Origin of the sequence: Coprococcus sp. AF99-45 (assembly GCF_027663865.1) — a bacterium.
Classification (GTDB): domain Bacteria; phylum Bacillota; class Clostridia; order Lachnospirales; family Lachnospiraceae; genus Allocoprococcus; species Allocoprococcus comes.
In genome coordinates, this window is record NZ_JAQDGZ010000021.1 from 1 (window position 1) to 17995 (window position 17995).

At 43.8% G+C, this 17995-nt stretch carries 16 protein-coding genes and 1 riboswitch; of the genes, 2 read left to right on the forward strand and 14 right to left on the reverse strand.

Annotated elements, in window-relative coordinates:
- Window positions 1-290 precede the first annotated feature (290 nt).
- From lysS to PGR14_RS12905, 13 genes are all read right to left on the reverse strand, one after another.
- On the reverse strand, window positions 291-2234 hold the full coding sequence (gene lysS / locus PGR14_RS12845) for a lysine--tRNA ligase (RefSeq protein WP_175305418.1): 1944 nt from the start codon (window positions 2232-2234) through the stop codon (window positions 291-293).
- Between the two features lie 33 nt (window positions 2235-2267).
- Entirely contained in the window at window positions 2268-2750 is a 483-nt protein-coding gene (greA, locus tag PGR14_RS12850; protein WP_008370118.1) for a transcription elongation factor GreA, read from the reverse strand.
- A gap of 186 nt (window positions 2751-2936) precedes the next feature.
- Window positions 2937-3905, reverse strand: a complete 969-nt coding sequence (dusB, locus tag PGR14_RS12855) for a tRNA dihydrouridine synthase DusB (protein ID WP_008370113.1) — start codon at window positions 3903-3905, stop codon at window positions 2937-2939.
- Complete coding sequence (locus PGR14_RS12860) at window positions 3902-4240, reverse strand: DUF6145 family protein (protein ID WP_008370111.1); 339 nt, start codon at window positions 4238-4240, stop codon at window positions 3902-3904. The genes dusB and PGR14_RS12860 overlap by 4 nt, the downstream gene beginning before the upstream one ends.
- A gap of 11 nt (window positions 4241-4251) precedes the next feature.
- Window positions 4252-5232 (reverse strand): biotin--[acetyl-CoA-carboxylase] ligase, encoded by a 981-nt coding sequence (locus PGR14_RS12865; protein ID WP_055249061.1) that lies wholly within the window; start codon window positions 5230-5232, stop codon window positions 4252-4254.
- A 5-nt stretch (window positions 5233-5237) separates the two neighbouring features.
- Window positions 5238-7286: an ornithine carbamoyltransferase gene (gene argF / locus PGR14_RS16280; protein WP_270223529.1), complete on the reverse strand. Its 2049-nt coding sequence runs from the start codon at window positions 7284-7286 to the stop codon at window positions 5238-5240.
- A gap of 39 nt (window positions 7287-7325) precedes the next feature.
- On the reverse strand, window positions 7326-8117 hold the full coding sequence (locus tag PGR14_RS12875) for a TrmH family RNA methyltransferase (protein ID WP_270223530.1): 792 nt from the start codon (window positions 8115-8117) through the stop codon (window positions 7326-7328).
- A 31-nt stretch (window positions 8118-8148) separates the two neighbouring features.
- A complete protein-coding gene (locus PGR14_RS12880) occupies window positions 8149-8838 on the reverse strand; it encodes a response regulator transcription factor (RefSeq protein ID WP_008370100.1) in 690 nt (229 codons plus the stop codon).
- Window positions 8831-9988 (reverse strand): sensor histidine kinase, encoded by a 1158-nt coding sequence (locus PGR14_RS12885; protein ID WP_022220505.1) that lies wholly within the window; start codon window positions 9986-9988, stop codon window positions 8831-8833. The genes PGR14_RS12880 and PGR14_RS12885 overlap by 8 nt, the downstream gene beginning before the upstream one ends.
- A 169-nt stretch (window positions 9989-10157) precedes the next feature.
- The gene (gene metK, locus PGR14_RS12890) at window positions 10158-11345 is read right to left on the reverse strand and encodes a methionine adenosyltransferase (protein ID WP_008370096.1); all 1188 of its coding nucleotides are present in this window, start codon (window positions 11343-11345) and stop codon (window positions 10158-10160) included.
- A gap of 139 nt (window positions 11346-11484) precedes the next feature.
- Window positions 11485-11584: riboswitch (SAM riboswitch) on the reverse strand.
- A gap of 102 nt (window positions 11585-11686) precedes the next feature.
- Window positions 11687-12979 carry a UDP-N-acetylglucosamine 1-carboxyvinyltransferase gene (locus tag PGR14_RS12895; protein ID WP_008370094.1) on the reverse strand — a complete coding sequence of 431 codons (1293 nt, stop codon included), beginning with the start codon at window positions 12977-12979 and terminating at the stop codon, window positions 11687-11689.
- 268 nt (window positions 12980-13247) lie between these two features.
- Complete coding sequence (locus tag PGR14_RS12900; RefSeq protein ID WP_008370092.1) at window positions 13248-13748, reverse strand: shikimate kinase; 501 nt, start codon at window positions 13746-13748, stop codon at window positions 13248-13250.
- 66 nt (window positions 13749-13814) lie between these two features.
- Window positions 13815-14210 (reverse strand): hypothetical protein, encoded by a 396-nt coding sequence (locus PGR14_RS12905; protein WP_055249050.1) that lies wholly within the window; start codon window positions 14208-14210, stop codon window positions 13815-13817.
- A gap of 491 nt (window positions 14211-14701) precedes the next feature.
- On the opposite strand from PGR14_RS12905, the gene PGR14_RS12910 reads away from it, so the two are divergent.
- Window positions 14702-14941: a hypothetical protein gene (locus tag PGR14_RS12910; protein ID WP_270223531.1), complete on the forward strand. Its 240-nt coding sequence runs from the start codon at window positions 14702-14704 to the stop codon at window positions 14939-14941.
- Between the two features lie 18 nt (window positions 14942-14959).
- Window positions 14960-15619: a DUF2185 domain-containing protein gene (locus PGR14_RS12915; protein ID WP_175305416.1), complete on the forward strand. Its 660-nt coding sequence runs from the start codon at window positions 14960-14962 to the stop codon at window positions 15617-15619.
- A gap of 167 nt (window positions 15620-15786) precedes the next feature.
- On the opposite strand, the gene PGR14_RS12920 is transcribed toward PGR14_RS12915, so the two are convergent.
- Window positions 15787-17988 carry a DNA topoisomerase III gene (locus tag PGR14_RS12920; protein WP_270223532.1) on the reverse strand — a complete coding sequence of 734 codons (2202 nt, stop codon included), beginning with the start codon at window positions 17986-17988 and terminating at the stop codon, window positions 15787-15789.
- Between the last annotated feature and the right edge of the window lie 7 nt (window positions 17989-17995).

A 17995-nucleotide genomic window follows, 5' to 3' on the forward strand; every position in this document is an offset into this window, starting at 1 on the left:
AACTTTCGTTTTTTCACACGCCCCTCTTTTATCACTCCAAAATCCAACGGCTTTGCCGTTGCCGTGCTTCGCACTCCTTGATTTTGTCGTTGTCACATCAGGTGAAAACAAATACTCGCTTTGCTCGTGCTTGTTTTCCTGCTGATGTTCCAAATTATGCGATTTTTTCTTGCTTGCACCGATTTCTGCATCAAATGATGTAAGTTTGATGTAAATCGCTGTTTTTTTAGTTTTTTATCAAATGAAGTACGTCCCGTCTATTCGGTAAAACGGTACATCTTTACATCATCTTAATAGAGCTTTGCACCTGCTGGAATATGGTTATCAACCATCAGAAGATGAAGTTTTTCTTCGCCCTCTTCCTCATGGATTGCACTGAGAAGCATTCCACAGGATTCAATTCCCATCATGGCTCTCGGCGGCAGGTTAGTGATAGCGATAAGCGTCTTTCCAACCAGTTCTTCCGGCTCGTAATAAGCGTGAATACCGCTTAAAATGGTTCTGTCTGTGCCTGTTCCGTCATCAAGCGTAAACTGTAACAGTTTCTTTGACTTCGGTACTGCAACACACTCTTTAACCTTTACTGCACGGAAATCTGACTTGCTGAATGTATCAAAATCAACAAATTCCTCAAATAAAGGCTCTACCTTTACCTTAGAAAAATCAATCTTTTCAGACTCAGTTTTTACATTTTTTTCAGGTGCTTCAGAAGCTGTATTATTTACATCATTTTTCTTATTTACACCATCTAAGGACTTCATTGTCGGGAACAGCAGCACATCTCTGATCGCCTCAGCCCCTGTCAACAGCATACACATACGGTCGATACCGAATCCGATACCACCTGTAGGCGGCATACCAATTTCCAGTGCGTTCATGAAGTCTTCATCTGTTGTGTTGGCTTCATCATCCCCCTGTGCAAGCAGTTCTTCCTGTGCTTTGAAACGTTCTCTCTGATCGATCGGGTCATTCAGCTCTGAGTATGCATTTGCCATTTCCCATCCGTTCATGAAGAACTCGAAACGTTCTACATAGTCCGGATTTTCCGGTTTCTTCTTTGTAAGTGGTGAAATCTCAACCGGATGATCCATAACGAATGTCGGCTGAAGAAGGTGTTCTTCTACATATTCTTCGAAGAACAGATTCAGAATATCACCTTTTTTATGTCTTTCTTCAAATTCAAGATTGTGTGCTTTCGCAAGTTCTCTTGCCTGTTCAAGAGTTTCTACTTCGTTCCAGTCAACACCTGCATATTTCTTAACAGCATCAACCATTGTGATACGCTCGAACGGCTTTCCGAGATCCATCTCGATTCCTTTATATACAATCTGAGTAGTTCCAAGAACTTCCTGTGCAACAAAACGGTACAGGTTCTCTGTCAGATCCATCATGCCATGATAGTCTGTGTATGCCTGGTAAAGTTCCATCAGAGTGAATTCCGGGTTATGTCTTGTATCAAGACCTTCATTACGGAATACACGTCCAATCTCATATACTCTTTCCAGACCACCAACGATCAGTCTCTTCAGATAAAGTTCCAGAGAGATACGGAGCTTCAGGTCTTCGTTCAGGGCGTTGAAATGTGTCTCGAACGGTCTTGCAGCTGCTCCTCCGGCATTCTGTACAAGCATCGGAGTCTCTACTTCCATAAAGCCTTCATTTCCAAGATATTTACGGATTGCGGTAAGGATCTTGGAACGTTTAATAAAAGTATCCTTTACTTCCGGGTTCATGATCAGATCCACATATCTCTGACGATAACGGGTATCTGTATTTGTCAGTCCGTGGAACTTCTCCGGAAGGATCTGCAGACTCTTTGAGAGAAGCTTTACAGCAGATGCATGAATGGAAATCTCCCCTGTCTTTGTTTTGAATACTTCTCCTTCAAGACCTACGATATCACCGATATCCATCTTCTTGAATGCTTTATATTCTTCTTCTCCGATACTGTCTCTTGCTACATAAGACTGGATATTTCCCTGTAAATCCTGCACATTACAGAAAGATGCTTTTCCCATCACACGTTTGGACATCATACGTCCTGCGAGTACAACGTGTTTTCCTTCCAGTTCATCAAAGTTGTCTTTCACTTCCTGGCTGTGATGTGTTACGTCATATTTTGTGATCTCAAAAGGATTCTGTCCGTTTGCCTGCAGTTCTGCAAGTTTCTCACGGCGCACCTTTCTTAAATGATTCAAATCCTGTTCCTGTCCATTGTTCTGCTGTGTTGCCACTTTTTTCACTCCTTCTCTCTGCTGTATACCATCTTATACTGAACGATTGATCTTCAGTACTTCGTACTCAATAACTCCTGCCTGTGTCTCAACTGCTACTACGTCTCCGACTTTCTTACCGATCAGGGCTTTTCCTACCGGAGATTCATTGGAAATCTTACCTTCCAGGCTGTTTGCTTCTGTAGAACCTACCAGCTGAAATACGATTTCCTCTTCAAATTCTTTATCATATACATCTACTGTACATCCGATGTTGATGGTATCAAGATCTACGTCATCTTCTACTACAACTTCTGCATTCTTGAGGATTTTCTCAAGTTCTTCGATACGTGCCTCGATATCACGCTGCTCGTCCTTTGCTGCATCGTACTCAGCGTTCTCTGAAAGGTCTCCCTGTTCTCTGGCTTCTTTGATCTTTCCTGCTACTTCTTTTCTTTTCACAACTTTTAAATTTTCAAGCTCATCTTCCAGTTTCTTAAGTCCTGTATAGGTGAGTAATGTTTTCTTTGCTTCCATTATAATTCTCCTTACTTACCGACAAATCATTTTCTATTCAAGCCGCAGATACTGATTTTATCCGCATTTAAAGCTACTTTCACAATTTCATTATTATACATATTTCCGGCGGCTGTGTCAACAATTCTTTGCTGGTTTAATATATGCAAAAACGCATTCTCTCATGCGAAAGAACACGTTTTATGTCTATCCGATTTTTTCCATTAAAAGGTTCTCCAGTTCTTCATAACTTTCCACCTGATTGATCTCATCTCTGAGCTTCGCAGAACCCTGCATTCCCTTGGTATACCATGCCACATGCTTGCGCATTTCACGGATTCCGATATAATCTCCCTTGAACTCGATCTGCAGTCTTGCATGACGTAGCATTGTTTCCCGGATCTGGTCTGTGCCCGGTCTTTCCGGAATGGATCCGGTCTCTTCATATGCCAGTAATTCCCTGAAGATCCATGGATTTCCCTGGCAGCCTCTTCCGATCATCACACCATCACAGCCGGTCTGCTCAAACATATCCAGTGCCTTCTGTCCGCTTGTCACATCCCCATTTCCGATTACAGGAATCTTCACTGCTTCTTTCACCTTACGGATAATCTCCCAGTCTGCATTTCCGGAGTAATACTGTTCTCTGGTCCTTCCATGTACTGCGATTGCCGCTGCACCTGCTTCTTCTGCAACCTTCGCAATCTCCGGTGCATTGATACAGGTATCGTCAAATCCTTTGCGGATCTTTATCGTCACCGGTTTCTTGATCGCTCTCGCTGTCTTATATACAATATCATAGATTCGCTTCGGATCCTTCATCAACGCCGAACCTTCTCCATTGCGCACGACCTTTGGAACCGGACAGCCCATATTGATATCCAGGATCTGAAATGGAAGTTCTTCGATCCGCTTTGCCTGCTCGGAAATGATGTCCGGATCTTCCCCGAAAAGCTGAAGTGATACCGGGTATTCTCTTGGATCGATCGCAAGCAGCGCCTTGGTATTCTTATTCTTATACCGGAGCGCCTTTGCACTGATCATTTCCATGCACAGAAGCCCTGCTCCCTGTTCCTTGCATAACAGACGAAATGGCAGGTCTGTTACCCCTGCCATCGGTGCCAGCACATAACGGTTCGGAAGCTCTACATTTCCTATCGTCAGTGTCTTTATCATTCAATCTCTTCCCCCAGAAAAAATACTTTGTAATAAAGCTGAAGCTGTGTCAGAAGCTCCTGCTTCTTCTCGTCTGTCTGAATCTCCTTGATCTTCAGACGGCTTCCGATCTCGTCAAACATCGGATCTCCCTCTGCAGAAGTCACTTCAAATTCCAGCTCCCCATTCTCCTCAAATACAAGTGTAAGGATTCCCCCGACATCATGTACATACAGCACACACATGATCTTCAATTCATCTTTGATGTGCTGTGGCAGATTATCAAAATCCGGATTCATATAAAATTTTTCTTCGTAAGAGTTGGCTCCGCATAATACGATCTTATCCTGATACATAAATTCTCCTTCTATACATACCCATAAATTCCACGTACCGAAACTTCTCCGGCAAAGACAGACTTTCGGCTGCCGTCTTCACATTCTACCTGCAATTCCCCGGTCTTGTCAATCCCCAGTGCCAGTGCATCATATTCATGTTCCGGTTCCAGTACACGCACCCGACGCCCACAGTTTACCAGCAGACGGTTATAATCTTCCATGATCGGCTCCAGACTTCCCGCCTCGCAGACCGCTTCGTAGGCTTTTTCAAAATGCTCCATGATCGCAGCGATCAGCTCAAACCTGCGAAATTCTTTGCCCGCTTCGATCCGCAGTGAAGTCGCTGTCTTTGCAATATCTTCCGGAAAGGACTCCATATTGACATTGATTCCGATTCCGATCACTACATGATTGATGTAATCGATCTCTGCGCTCATCTCCGTCAGTATCCCACTGATCTTCTTTCCACTCACGACCAGATCATTCGGCCATTTGATTCCTATATCCAACTCGGTCTTTTCACGCAAAGCTTTCGTTGCCGCATATGCCATGACAAGTGTCAGCATCGGTGCATCTGACGGATTCATTACAGGTCTTAACAGAATCGACATGGAAATACTGCTGCCCGCCGGTGATTGCCAGCATCTGCCGCGTCTTCCTTTTCCCGCCGTCTGCGTCTCCGCAACAAAAAGAGTTCCATCTGCACCTCCGGCCTCGCCAAGTGCTTTGGCCCGGTTATTAGTCGAATCGATCTCGTCATAATACTCCAGATTTTTCGCCATCCATTTTGTCTCCAGACAGCTTTTTATCGCATCCGCGGTAATCTGATCCGGAATATCCACAATGCGATAACCTTTGTTTCTCACGGCTTCAATCTCATAGCCTTCTTCTTTTAACTGATTGATTGCTTTCCACACAGCAGTCCTGGACACCTGAAAGTGGTCACAGAGCTGCTGCCCCGACAGATACCCATCGCTCTGCCGGAGCATCTTTAATATCTCCGCTTTCATGCTTATTATTCGTTCTCTCCTAAAGTTGCAACCATAACTGCCTTGATTGTATGCAGACGGTTCTCAGCTTCATCAAATACTCTTGACTGTGGTCCTTCAAATACTTCTTCGGTAACTTCTTTTTCTTTGATCGCCGGCAGGCAGTGTGAGAAGATTGTAGTATCTTTTCCTGTACGTTCCATCAGAGCTGCATTTACCTGATATGGCTTTCCGAGACGCTCTCTTTCCTGCTCTTTCTTTTCTTCACCCATGGAAATCCATACGTCTGTGTAAATGACATCTGCTCCCTTTACACCATCAAGGTCATCGGTGATCTCGATAGTTGCTCCGGATTCTTTTGCATATTCATCACATCTCTTCCACAGAGATTCCGAAGTCCAGAGTGGCTTCGGTGCAACGATTGCTACATCTACTCCGATTTTGGCACATCCTACCAGAAGGCTGTTCGCAACGTTGTTGCGTCCATCTCCAAGGTATGCAACCTTCAGACCTTTCAGGTGTCCGAATTCTTCTTTCATGGTAAGGAGCATAGCCAGACATTGTGTCGGATGTGTAGTATCTGTCAGACCATTCCATACCGGAACTCCACTGTACTCTGCAAGTACATCTGCGTATCTCTGTTCAAATCCACGGAATTCGATTCCATCGAACATTCTTCCAAGTACACGTGCTGTATCTTCGATACTCTCTTTATCGCCTAACTGGATCTCATTACCTGCAAGGTATGTCGGGATTCCACCTTCATCCTGTGCTCCTACGGTAAATGCACATCTGGTTCTTGTAGATGGCTTTTCAAAAATAAGGGCAATGTTCTTTCCTTCCAGGCTGTGTCCTTTAATTCCTGCTTTCTTCTTTGCCTTTAATTCACCTGCCAGGTCAACGAGATATTCAATCTCTGCCGGTGTATAATCTTCCAGTTTCAAAAAACTTCTTCCTTTTAAATTCATCTTGTAGTCCTTTCTCAGCTTTGCAATCGCATGGACGAATTTCGGCAGTTTTTCTTTTCCCTCATCTGTAAGAGTCTCGTACTTTCTGCTCGTCTCATTCCACAGTTCATCTGCTGTATAAATATTATATTTTGGAATTCTCATGAGCTTCGCACTTGCCTCCAGCATTCCATAGAACAACTCTCTGTCTGAACAGCCGATCGGCAACTTGAGTTTGAAACGATATTCCGTCTTTTCAAGTTCGCTCAAAAGCTTCATTATTTCTACATAATAACACTCTTCTCGTGTTTCTTCAATATAGTAAATCGATCCAGTGAGCCCGTAAAGCGCTCTTTTTGCATCATAATAGCCAATTTTCAAATTCTGTCTGCTCCGCTTTGCCGAAAATTCAAGAATACTGCCAAGTCCTACTCTCGGTTCGATCTCCAACAGAGAGCCGTCTTCCGGAATCGTCGTCTTCGGCACTCTTCCCGGACCAAAGATCCTTACCTGGATCAGATCCTTATATCCCCTTTTTAGAAGAGACGCGGTCGGCACATTATTGACCGCACCACCATCAATATATGTCTTGCCGTGCAGCGGTTCATTTTTAAATCCAAGCAGATATGCGCTGGCAAGAAGAAAATCCTCCAGAAGACCTTCCGGTATATCTTCAATACTCAGATCCAGTTCCTTCATATCCGATACAGAAAATGTCAAAAGGCAGAATTCTTTTCCGCATTTCCTGATCTTTTCTTCGTCTACAACCTCATGGATCAATTCCTTAAGCGGTGTAATATCAATTCCACCATCTGCAAGCTTCTTCCAGAGACCTTTCAAAATCTCTCTTATGGATGCCTCTCCATCAAAGAACTGTTCCATCAACTCATCATCCACATCCATAACACGGGAAAATGCCATCTCTTTCCAGATATGTCCTGCTTTCTCCAGATCTCCCATACAAACAAGGGCGCCATTCAGGGCGCCCACAGAAGTACCCGCTACTGCACTGACCTTCACACCAGCTTCCGAAAGAGCCCGCCACGCACCGATCTGATACGCACCTCTGGCTCCTCCTCCATCGAATACCAATCCATATTCTTTATTTAAATCGATTATCGGTTTCATCAAATCACACTCTCCTTTGCGCTTGATTTCCCCTCATCACTACCGTCGCTGTCTTGCCGCCTCGAACATCAGAACCGAAGATGCAACCGCCGCATTCAGTGATTCTACCTCTCCACACATCGGAATCTTGATATAACACTCTGCTGCATCTGCCACTTCATCCCGAAGTCCGTTACCCTCATTTCCAATTAAAAATGCTGTCCCTCTTGTGTAATCCTCCTGATCGTAGCTGTTCTTTCCTTTCAGATGTGCCGCATAGGAATGAATCCCGGCTTCTGCAAGTACTTCCAGGGTTTCTGGCAAATGCTCTACATACACAAACGGCATTCGGTAAACCGATCCCATCGTTGAACGGATCACCTTGGGATTGTAAATATCCACACAGTCGTGACTCATGATCACGCCGGTTACGCCTGCCGCTTCCCCCGCACGGAGAATGGTTCCCAGGTTTCCCGGATCCTGCAGATTATCCAGCACCATCAAAAGCGGTTTCCTTCCCTGCGCGTCCAGATCCAGCATCTCACATATCTCACAGCTCCTCTGCTCCATCACAAGCAGGATCCCCTGTGGTGTCTTTGTATCTGACACGTGGGAAAATACATGATCTGACAGAATTTCCATCTGTCTTCCCCATGCCGAAAGTCCCAGCTCTTCTCCATATCGGCTGTAAAACTGCTCCGATACATAAACCTCTCTCACCTGCGCACGCGGAGCTTCCCGGTACATCCGGATCCCTTCTACGATATAGACGCCTTCTTCATCACGTGCCTTTCTCTTTTTCTGCCATGTAACAAGCTGTTTTACCCTGGCATTTCCTGTACTGGTTATCATACTGTAATCTCTTTCCTTTTATTCTTTTTCATTACATCTTGAAACGATATCCCACACCCCAGATTGTCTCAATATACTGTGGGTTTGAGGTATCATATTCAATTTTCTCACGGATTTTCTTGATGTGCACAGTTACCGTTGCGATATCTCCGATGGATTCCATATCCCAGATCTCGCTGAAAAGTTCATCCTTGGTATATACATGGTTCGGATGACTGGCAAGGAAGGTCAGAAGATCAAACTCTTTTGTGGTAAAATTCTTCTCCACTCCGTTTACCCACACTCGGCGTGCAGTGGTATCAATCTTAAGTCCACGGATCTCAATCACCTTATTCTCTTCCACGGCACTTCCGATCAGCCGCTCATAACGTGCCAGATGTGCTTTTACCCTTGCCACCAACTCGCTTGGACTAAACGGCTTGGTCATATAGTCATCAGCCCCAAGTCCGAGTCCTCTGATTTTGTCGATATCATCTTTTTTCGCAGATACCATGATGATCGGTGTATTCTTTTCCGCACGAACCTTACGACAAATCTCAAAGCCATCCACGCCCGGAAGCATCAGATCCAGGATCACCAGATCAAAATCACCGAAAAGCGCCTTATCAAGCCCTGTCTGTCCATCATTTGCAACCTCTACTTCAAATCCACTCAGCTCCAGATAATCTTTCTCCAGATCTGCAATACTCTCTTCGTCTTCTACAATTAAAATCTTACTCATTTATCGGTACCTCCTGATATTTTCTGATTACAAAATACATCACTGTGCCAACACCTTCCCGGCTGGTCGCCCAGATTTTGCCACCGTGATCTTCAATGATCTTCTTCACGATTGAAAGACCGATTCCGCTTCCGCCCTTGGATGAATTCCTTGAAGCATCCGTCCGGTAGAACCGGTCAAATATATTCGGCAGATCTTTCGCTGCGATTCCTTTTCCGTTATCCTCAAGCTCTACCTGAATAAAATCACCTACGTCCTTTACCCGCAGATTGATCAGCCCGTGCTCTCGTTCCATGTATTTCAAAGAATTGCTGACAATGTTGTTGATCACTCTCTTTAACTGTTCCGGATCTGCAATGATCTTCTGATCACCCTCTACATAATTGAAATAACCAAACTCTACATTCTTTGAATCCAGCTCCATCTCAATATCTTCGGCACAGTCATTGAAATAATCGTTGACTGAAAGCGGTGCAAAGTTATACGGGATCCGGTTTGTATCGATCTTCGCATATAAGGTCAGTTCGTTGATCAGCGTATCCATCTCATTCGCCTTATTATAAATGGTTCCGATATATTTTTCCATCTTCTCCGGCGTATCTGCAACCCCGTCACGGATTCCTTCCACATAGCCCTTGATCGCTGTGATCGGCGTCTTTAAGTCATGGGAAATATTGCTGATCAGTTCTTTGCTTTCCCGGTCACTCTTCAGCTTCTCCTCTGCATTATCTCTCAGACGGATCCGCATCTTTTCAAATGCCTGCATCAGCCGTCCCATCTCATCATCTTTTTCCGGCTTGATCTCAAAATTCAGATTGCCTTCTTCTACGTTCTGCGCTGCTTCCTGCAACTTGTGAATCGGACTGATGATACTTCCATAAATCCACACCATCATGATCATCGCTGTAAATGTCAGAATCAGGACTACTGCGATACATGCGCTTATAATAAACTGCTGGATCTCCGGCATATCTCCCAACACTCTGATGGATTTTGCAAAATCTTTATATTCCTCACCGGTAATTCCATAAGTATGCTCAATGACTCCGATCTGATAACGCGCAATTCCAAATATAAATGCCGTTGTCAGGATAGTCGGTATCGTGATCATCGTCACAAAAGAAATCACCAGTTTCGTCCTTAGTTTCATGCTATATTCATCCTCCATTCATCGTGCACGCCCGGTTATGAGGTCCGTATGGCGCTCACGCAAGTCTGCCTGATAACTAATAGCATATCATAAAAACGGGTGCTTCACATCAAAGCACCCGTAAAATTTTCTAAATTTTTTCTAAAACGATCAAATTCAGAACCTGTTATTAAAGATATTTCTTCAAAGTATCCACTTTATCCAACTTCTCCCATGGAAGATCCAGGTCGTTACGTCCAAAGTGTCCGTAAGCTGCTGTCTGTTTGTAGATCGGACGTCTCAGATCAAGCATCTTGATAATTCCAGCCGGACGAAGGTCAAAGTTCTCTCGAACGATTTCCACAAGCTTATCATCCGCAATCTTTCCTGTTCCGAAAGTATCTACCATGACAGATGTCGGCTGTGCAACACCGATTGCATAAGAAAGCTGGATCTCGCATTTTTTGGCAATTCCTGCTGCTACGATATTCTTAGCAACATAACGTGCTGCATAAGCTGCTGAACGGTCTACCTTTGTACAGTCTTTTCCTGAGAAAGCTCCACCGCCGTGACGCGCCATTCCCCCATAAGTATCTACGATGATCTTACGTCCGGTAAGGCCGCTGTCCCCATGTGGTCCACCGATCACAAAACGTCCGGTCGGATTGATGAAGAATTTTGTATTCTCATCTACCATATCTGCCGGAAGGATTTCATCAAAAATGTATTTTTTCACGTCTTCATGGATCTGTTCCTGTGAAACATCCGGATCATGCTGTGTAGAAAGTACTACTGCATCAAGGCGGGCCGGAACTCCATTTTCATCATATTCTACTGTTACCTGTGTTTTTCCATCCGGACGAAGATATGGAAGTGTTCCGTTCTTTCTTACTTCTGTAAGACGTCTTGCAAGTTTGTGTGCAAGAGCAATCGGATAAGGCATATATTCTTCTGTCTCATCAGATGCATATCCGAACATCATTCCCTGGTCTCCTGCACCGATTGCTTCCAATTCTTCATCTGACATCTTGTGTTCCTTTGCTTCAAGAGCTTTATCAACACCCATAGCAATATCGCTTGACTGTTCGTCAATTGCCGTCAGAACGCCACATGTGTCAGCATCAAATCCGTACTTTCCTCTTGTATAACCAATTTCGCGAACAGTATCACGAACGATTTTCTGAATATCTACATATGCATTTGTAGTAATTTCTCCCATTACCATAACAATTCCTGTAGTCGCGCATGTCTCGCAAGCTACACGGCTCATTGGATCCTGCTCCATAAGTGCATCCAGGATCGCATCGGAAATCTGGTCGCACATCTTATCCGGATGTCCTTCAGTTACTGATTCAGAAGTAAATAATAATCTCTCCATCTTTTTTCCTTTCTTTTCTTCTTTGTATCTGCCTCTCTTATCTCTGGAATAATGAAAATCGACAAACAGAATTTCTCTTCTGTCTATGCAAATTTAAAGGTCAGCCCCAAAGGACTGACCTGATATCTCATCATCAATCCTCTTATTGTTCGATTGCTCGCTCAGGTTGGCACCTTCCGGCTTACCGGGGTTGCCGTGGCTTCGCAGGTCCTTTGTACCTCCACCACTCTGAATAAGAGAAAGCGTATTTAATTGTTACCGCTACACATCATAACACTGTCCATACCTTCCGTCAATATACATTTTGGGAAATATGTTCTATCAAAACAGGAATTCCTGTCTTAACCTACTTTTAACTTGAATTTCTGGATCTCACGTTCTGTAGAAACTCTCTCGATCACTGCACCGAGACTTCTGAGCTTCTCTTCAAAACGTTCGTATCCCCTCTGGATATATACGATGTCATCTACGATCGTAATGCCATCTGCGGCCATTCCTGCAATCACAAGTGCTGCTCCTGCACGAAGATCCGGTGCACTGACCCTTGCTCCCGAGAATTTATCTACGCCTTCGATAGTCGCTGCATTGCCTTCAACCTTGACATTTGCACCCATTCTTGCAAGTTCTGAAAGATATTTGAAACGATTCTCGAAAATACTTTCTGTAATCGTGCTTGTCCCTTTACAAAGAGCAAGTGTAACACCGATCTGCGGCTGCATATCTGTCGGGAATCCCGGATATGGAAGAGTCTTCACCTGTGTATTATGAAGATCTCCTTTGGACACAACACGCACTGCATCATCAAATTCTTCTACTTCACATCCGATCTCAACAAGCTTTGCAATCGTAGCTTCCAGATGCTTCGGAATGACATTCATAACAGTCACATCACCTCTGGTTGCTGCTGCCGCAAACATAAATGTGCCGGCTTCGATCTGATCCGGAATGATAGAATAATCTGTCTTATGAAGGCGGGATACACCGCGGATCTTGATCACGTCCGTACCTGCTCCACGAATGTTCGCTCCCATACTGTTCAGGAAGTTTGCCACATCGACAACATGAGGCTCTTTTGCCACATTCTCAAGGATCGTAAGTCCTTCTGCCATCGATGCTGCCATCATAACGTTGATCGTAGCTCCTACGCTTACCACATCAAAATAAATGTGCTTTCCGATCAGACGCTCTGCTTCTGCGATAATCTTGCCATGCTCGATATCCACATAAGCACCAAGCGCACGAAAACCTTTCAGATGCTGGTCGATTGGACGGCTTCCGATATTGCATCCTCCCGGAAGAGCGACTTCTGCTCTTTTATACTTACCAAGAAGTGCTCCGAGCAAGTAATAAGATGCACGGATCTTCTTGATGTAATCATATTCTATATCAAAATTTTCAATGTTGCTTCCGTTGATTCTGACTGTGTGCCGGTCAATACGGTCAACCTCGGCACCAATTCCACTGATTGCTTCCAGCAGAACGTTGATATCGTTGACATCCGGAAGATTATCGATAGTAACTGTCTCATCTGTCATAATCGCAGCTGCCAGAATTGCCAGTGCTGCATTCTTTGCTCCACCGATCTCGACTTCGCCGACCAGCGGATTGCCACCCTTAATAATATACTGTTCCATTTCGCACCTCAATTAACGATTTCTTTCCCTCTGAAATATATCCTGTTCTATACTTCTGTCAAACACTCTATTCATACTCTTTATTATTTCATGAATAAAAAACCTCATACTTTTTATTCTTTCCAGATCTCTCAGGATTTGTATGAAGCTTTTTGTAATAATCCTCTATATCACATATCAGTATAGCATATTTCTATATTCATTGCAAAATTATTTATCTTGCTTTCTTCATTTTCGTAAAACTTTTGTAATAATTTCTTTAAAAAATTTATTGATTTTCCAAAACTTCCATTACATTTTCAATGGTTTCTTCCAGCTCCAGTCCATCCTCTGAAACAGTAATATCTGCATATTTTTCAAATAATACTACTCTTTCGTCATATAGATCCTTCAGCGTCTGCCCGTCCCGAAGTGCAACTCCCCTTTTCTTTGCATTCTTCAGTCTGGAATTGATAACCTCAAATGACGCATGCAGATAAACAATGGTTCCGATCTCTTTGTAATGCTTCATTGCTTCTTCACAGTAAACTACGCTTCCTCCCGGGGAAATCACCGCATGTTCCGCTTCCACATCACGATTGACCTGATTCTCAATACTTAAGAATCCATCCAGACCTTCTTCTGCGATAATCTCCCGCAAAAGTCTGTTCTCCTGCTTCTGAATCAACAGATCTGTATCAATAAACTCGTATCCAAGCCGCTTTGCGACTACCACTCCGACGGTACTTTTTCCAACTGCCGGCATTCCGATAAATATAATATTCTTCATATGTACCCTGGCTCACTCCTTACCGAAACTGTGTTTCAGATGCTGTCATTTTTATATCGGACGATATTATAGCACAAGTCCTGTGCATGAAGCAACTGTTTTTTCCTGTTGCCGCCTGCCTTTTCCTCTTCTTTCCATCAATTCCTGGTACATCAGAATTTCTACGATCTCCCGGATCTGTTCCGGAGTATAGGTCTCTTTTTCCCATTTTTCCTGTTTCATGACCTGTTCATACGCCCTGCGACACATCAGGCACAGCTGGAGCTTATCCGGGTACTCATCATAGATCATGCTTCCTTCATATTCTTGGCGGTCGCATTCTTCCTGTATATATGGAAAAATCTTTTTTGCTGTTGCCGGATACATACTTTGCAGGTATTCCCGGTCGCGCTTCTGGATTTTGTCTTCGTCAAATGCGTATGGAATCGGATACATCATATAATAAGGCAATCTCAGGTCCATGTCTGACACTTCCATTTCTTTTTTCTATGCTTTAGTGTATGCGGTATGGGGGAGTGGGGTTCCTGGGAGGTGGGTGTGGAAGGGGGACGATTTTCGGGCAATCCTGTCTCCGGGGCGGATTCGGAATGTAACAGGGAGGTAACGGGGAAGGAAGCGGCAAGTGGCGGCACCGGACAGCCTGTGCCCCGGAACTCTACTCGCGAAGTTGAGTGTTGTTCAGGACGGGCGCCAGGCGGACGTTTGTCCTGTGGCTTGGCAAATGTGCGGTTGAAATTTGTTGATGAAAAGGTTATTTATTAAAATGTTTTTATGAAGAGATGATATTTGTTGTGTGGAAATTACTTTACTAGTTTTTTGATTACCATATAATTTGCTATGAGTAGCAAATCTTTTAAATTATAAAAGAACATATTCTATATTGAAATAATTGGGTTTATGGTATACTGAATTATAGGTATATATTTTTTCATGTTTTACGAGGGAGGACATATATGGATATAATTATCAGACCTGCGGAAACCAGTGATTTTGACAGTGTAGTACATATCCTGAATCAGGTTCAGGCTTTGCATGTGAACTGGCGGCCTGATATTTACAAAGAAAGTAAGAATTTTTTCTCTTTGGATGCTTTTCAGGATGCTTTAGGTAGAGAAACTTTTTATGTTGCTGCATATGAAATGTACAAAAAATATGGCTTTACAGAAAAATCAATCAACATGGAATTATTATAAGTAGTGAGGTGCAAAGTTATGAATAATGAAATTGTGAATGCTATGGAGGAACTTGAAAACTGGTTGGCTGATCCGGCTGAGCTGGGGCGGAAACCGGCGAAGATTGAGTATACAGCTTCTTTTGAGGATGAGGATGGGATCAAATGTATGATCTTTAAATTCAAGAAATCTTTCTTTGGAAAATGGCTTCTTGGAATCGTCAGTGAATCCGGAACTTTTAGTGAGATGAAGGAATACAATTCTGCCACAGAAACAGAAAATGCAAAAGCATTGCTTCATATTTTAAAAGAATACTGGAAAAAAATGGCAGAAAAAGAGCAGGGATTTATCGAAATTCCGATTGAAAATCTAATCGAATGGGACGAGCCGAATGGGGAAGGTTGTATCGTTTCCGATAAGATCACAAAAGAAGGCTACAAAGTCGGCTACATGCTCCGCGAAGAGCCAACAGAAGGGAATCCGGACAGTGGCTGGAGATTCATGGCTGGTAATGAAGATGACGAATATATGGACAATCCGGATAATCATCATGTCTTTGCACTCAACACCATCTGCAATTACGACAGCGATATTATCCCTTATCTTCATGCCAAAATCGGATCTGCTTTCATACGTGTAGATGAGTCCCATTTTGAAAAATATCATGAATTTAAGCCTATGTTCATCCAAAAGCAATAAATAAGTAAAAATAAACTCTGTTTTTTCCACTTCGCCACAACATCCCCGTCTGCCAATGCACAGGCGTGTGGAAGGTTTGACTTTCCGGCTGCGTTTTGTACTACAGCCATCAAGTCAATGAGACGTACCAGAAAGCCAAACCTTCCACACGCCATCCCATTCGCCACCTACAACTTAATCTTAGCCAGCGCATCCGCAAATGGATTATTCACCGGCTCATCCTTCTGCTGTCTTAAATATTTCTGCACATCCTTCTTGCTGACTCCCGCACCTTCTTTCTTCCGTCTCTCCTGGAACGATGTCAGCTTCTCCTTATGTCCGCAGACACACACAAAAATCTGTCCATCCCCTCTTCCTTTCAGCTGCATCTTCTTGTGACACACAGGACATCTCGCATTCGTTGTCCGTGATACTGTTTCGCGGTATCCGCACTCTCTGTCCTGACAAACCAGCATCTCACTGTTCTTTCCTTTCACTGCAAGCATTCTCTTACCACATCGCGGACATTTACTATTTGTCAGATTATCATGCCGGAACGTTCCAGCTCCCGCCTTAATCTCAGAAACCACCTGATCCGTATATTTATCAATATCCTTCATAAAATCCTTCCGCGAAAGCTTTCCCTTCGCAATCTGCGACAAACGCATTTCCCAGTCTGCTGTAAGTTCCGGCTGTTTTAACTCTTCCGGCACAAGTTCCAGAAGCTGCTTCGCTTTCGATGTAAGATAGATATCTTTTCCACGCTTTTCCAGCAAAAAGCTTTTAAAAAGCTTTTCAATAATATCCGCTCTTGTCGCAACCGTTCCCAATCCTCCTGTCTCGCCAAGCGTTTTCGCCATCGCTTTGTCATGGCTTTCCATATAAGCCGTCGGGTTCTCCATTGCTGACAGAAGTGTTGCTTCATTAAAATGTGCCGGTGGCTTCGTTTTACCTTCTGTCAATGACAACACAAGTCCTTTAATCTCCTGTCCTTTTTCCAGTTCCGGCAGTGTCTGTCCTTTCAAACCCTTTCCAGACTCATATGCTTCTTCCTCTTCTTCATCCTCAGTCGAATAGATTTCCTCTTCATAAACAGCCCGCCATCCCTGTGCTTTCACAATCTTTCCAGACGCAAGGAAGGTTTCACCGCCAACCTTCACCGTAACCTGTGTCTGCTCATACTCAAATGGCGGATAAAGCACAGCAAGAAAGCGCCGCACAACCAGATCATAAATCTTCCGCTCTTCATTTGTCATATGACTCAGATCCACAAACTGCTCCGTTGGGATGATCGCATGATGATCCGATACCTTCGCATCATTTACAAAAGCGAGCTTTCCGCTTAGATCCTTTTTCTTCGCTGTCATTGCAAGCTTACGGTACGGTCCTGTACCACATGCCTCCAGACGGTCCTTGATCGTCGGAACAATGTCTTTGCTCAGATATCTGGAATCCGTTCTCGGATAGGTCAGCACCTTATGATTCTCATACAGTCTCTGCATGATATTCAGCGTCTCTTTCGCCGAATATCCAAACCGCTGATTGGCTTCTCTCTGCAGCTCTGTCAGATCATACAAAAGCGGTGCATACGTTTTTTTCGGTGTTTTTTTAATCTCTTCCACTACCGCTTTCTGTCCATCCAGCTTTTTCATCAGTCCGGTCATTTTCTCTTTATCGAATGAGCGATAACTCTTTGACTTCTGATCCTGCCAGGTCAGCATAATATTTTGTCCTTTTGCAGTCATTCCATAATAACCTTCCGGAATAAAACTACGGATCTTTTCTTCTCTCTTTGCAATCATTGCAAGCGTTGGTGTCTGCACACGTCCACAGGAAAGCTGCGCATTATATTTACAGGTCAGTGCCCTTGTTGCATTGATTCCAACCAGCCAGTCTGCCTCGGCACGGCACATTGCAGCATCATAAAGCGCATCATACTCATGCCCGTTCTTCAACTTTGCAAAACCTTCTCTGATTGCTTTATCTGTTACAGACGAGATCCACAGCCTCTTGATCGGCTTTTTGCTTCCTGCTTTTTCCAGAATCAGCCTTGCTACCAGCTCTCCTTCTCGTCCTGCATCCGTAGCAATGATAATTTCATTCACATCCTTGCGGTGAATCTGTGTTTTCACCGCTGCGAACTGTTTTCCGGTCTGCTTTATTACTTCAAGCTTAAATGGAGCCGGCTTCATCGGAAGCACATCAATTTTCCACTCTTTATATTTTTTATCGTAATCTTCCGGATCTGCCAGGGTAACCAGATGACCAAGTCCCCAGGTTACAATATAACGCTCTCCTTCAATTGCTCCATTTATCTTTTTCCCACATTTAAGTACACGCGCAATATCACGCGCAACAGAAGGTTTTTCTGCAATTACAAGTGCCTTCATTCTGTCT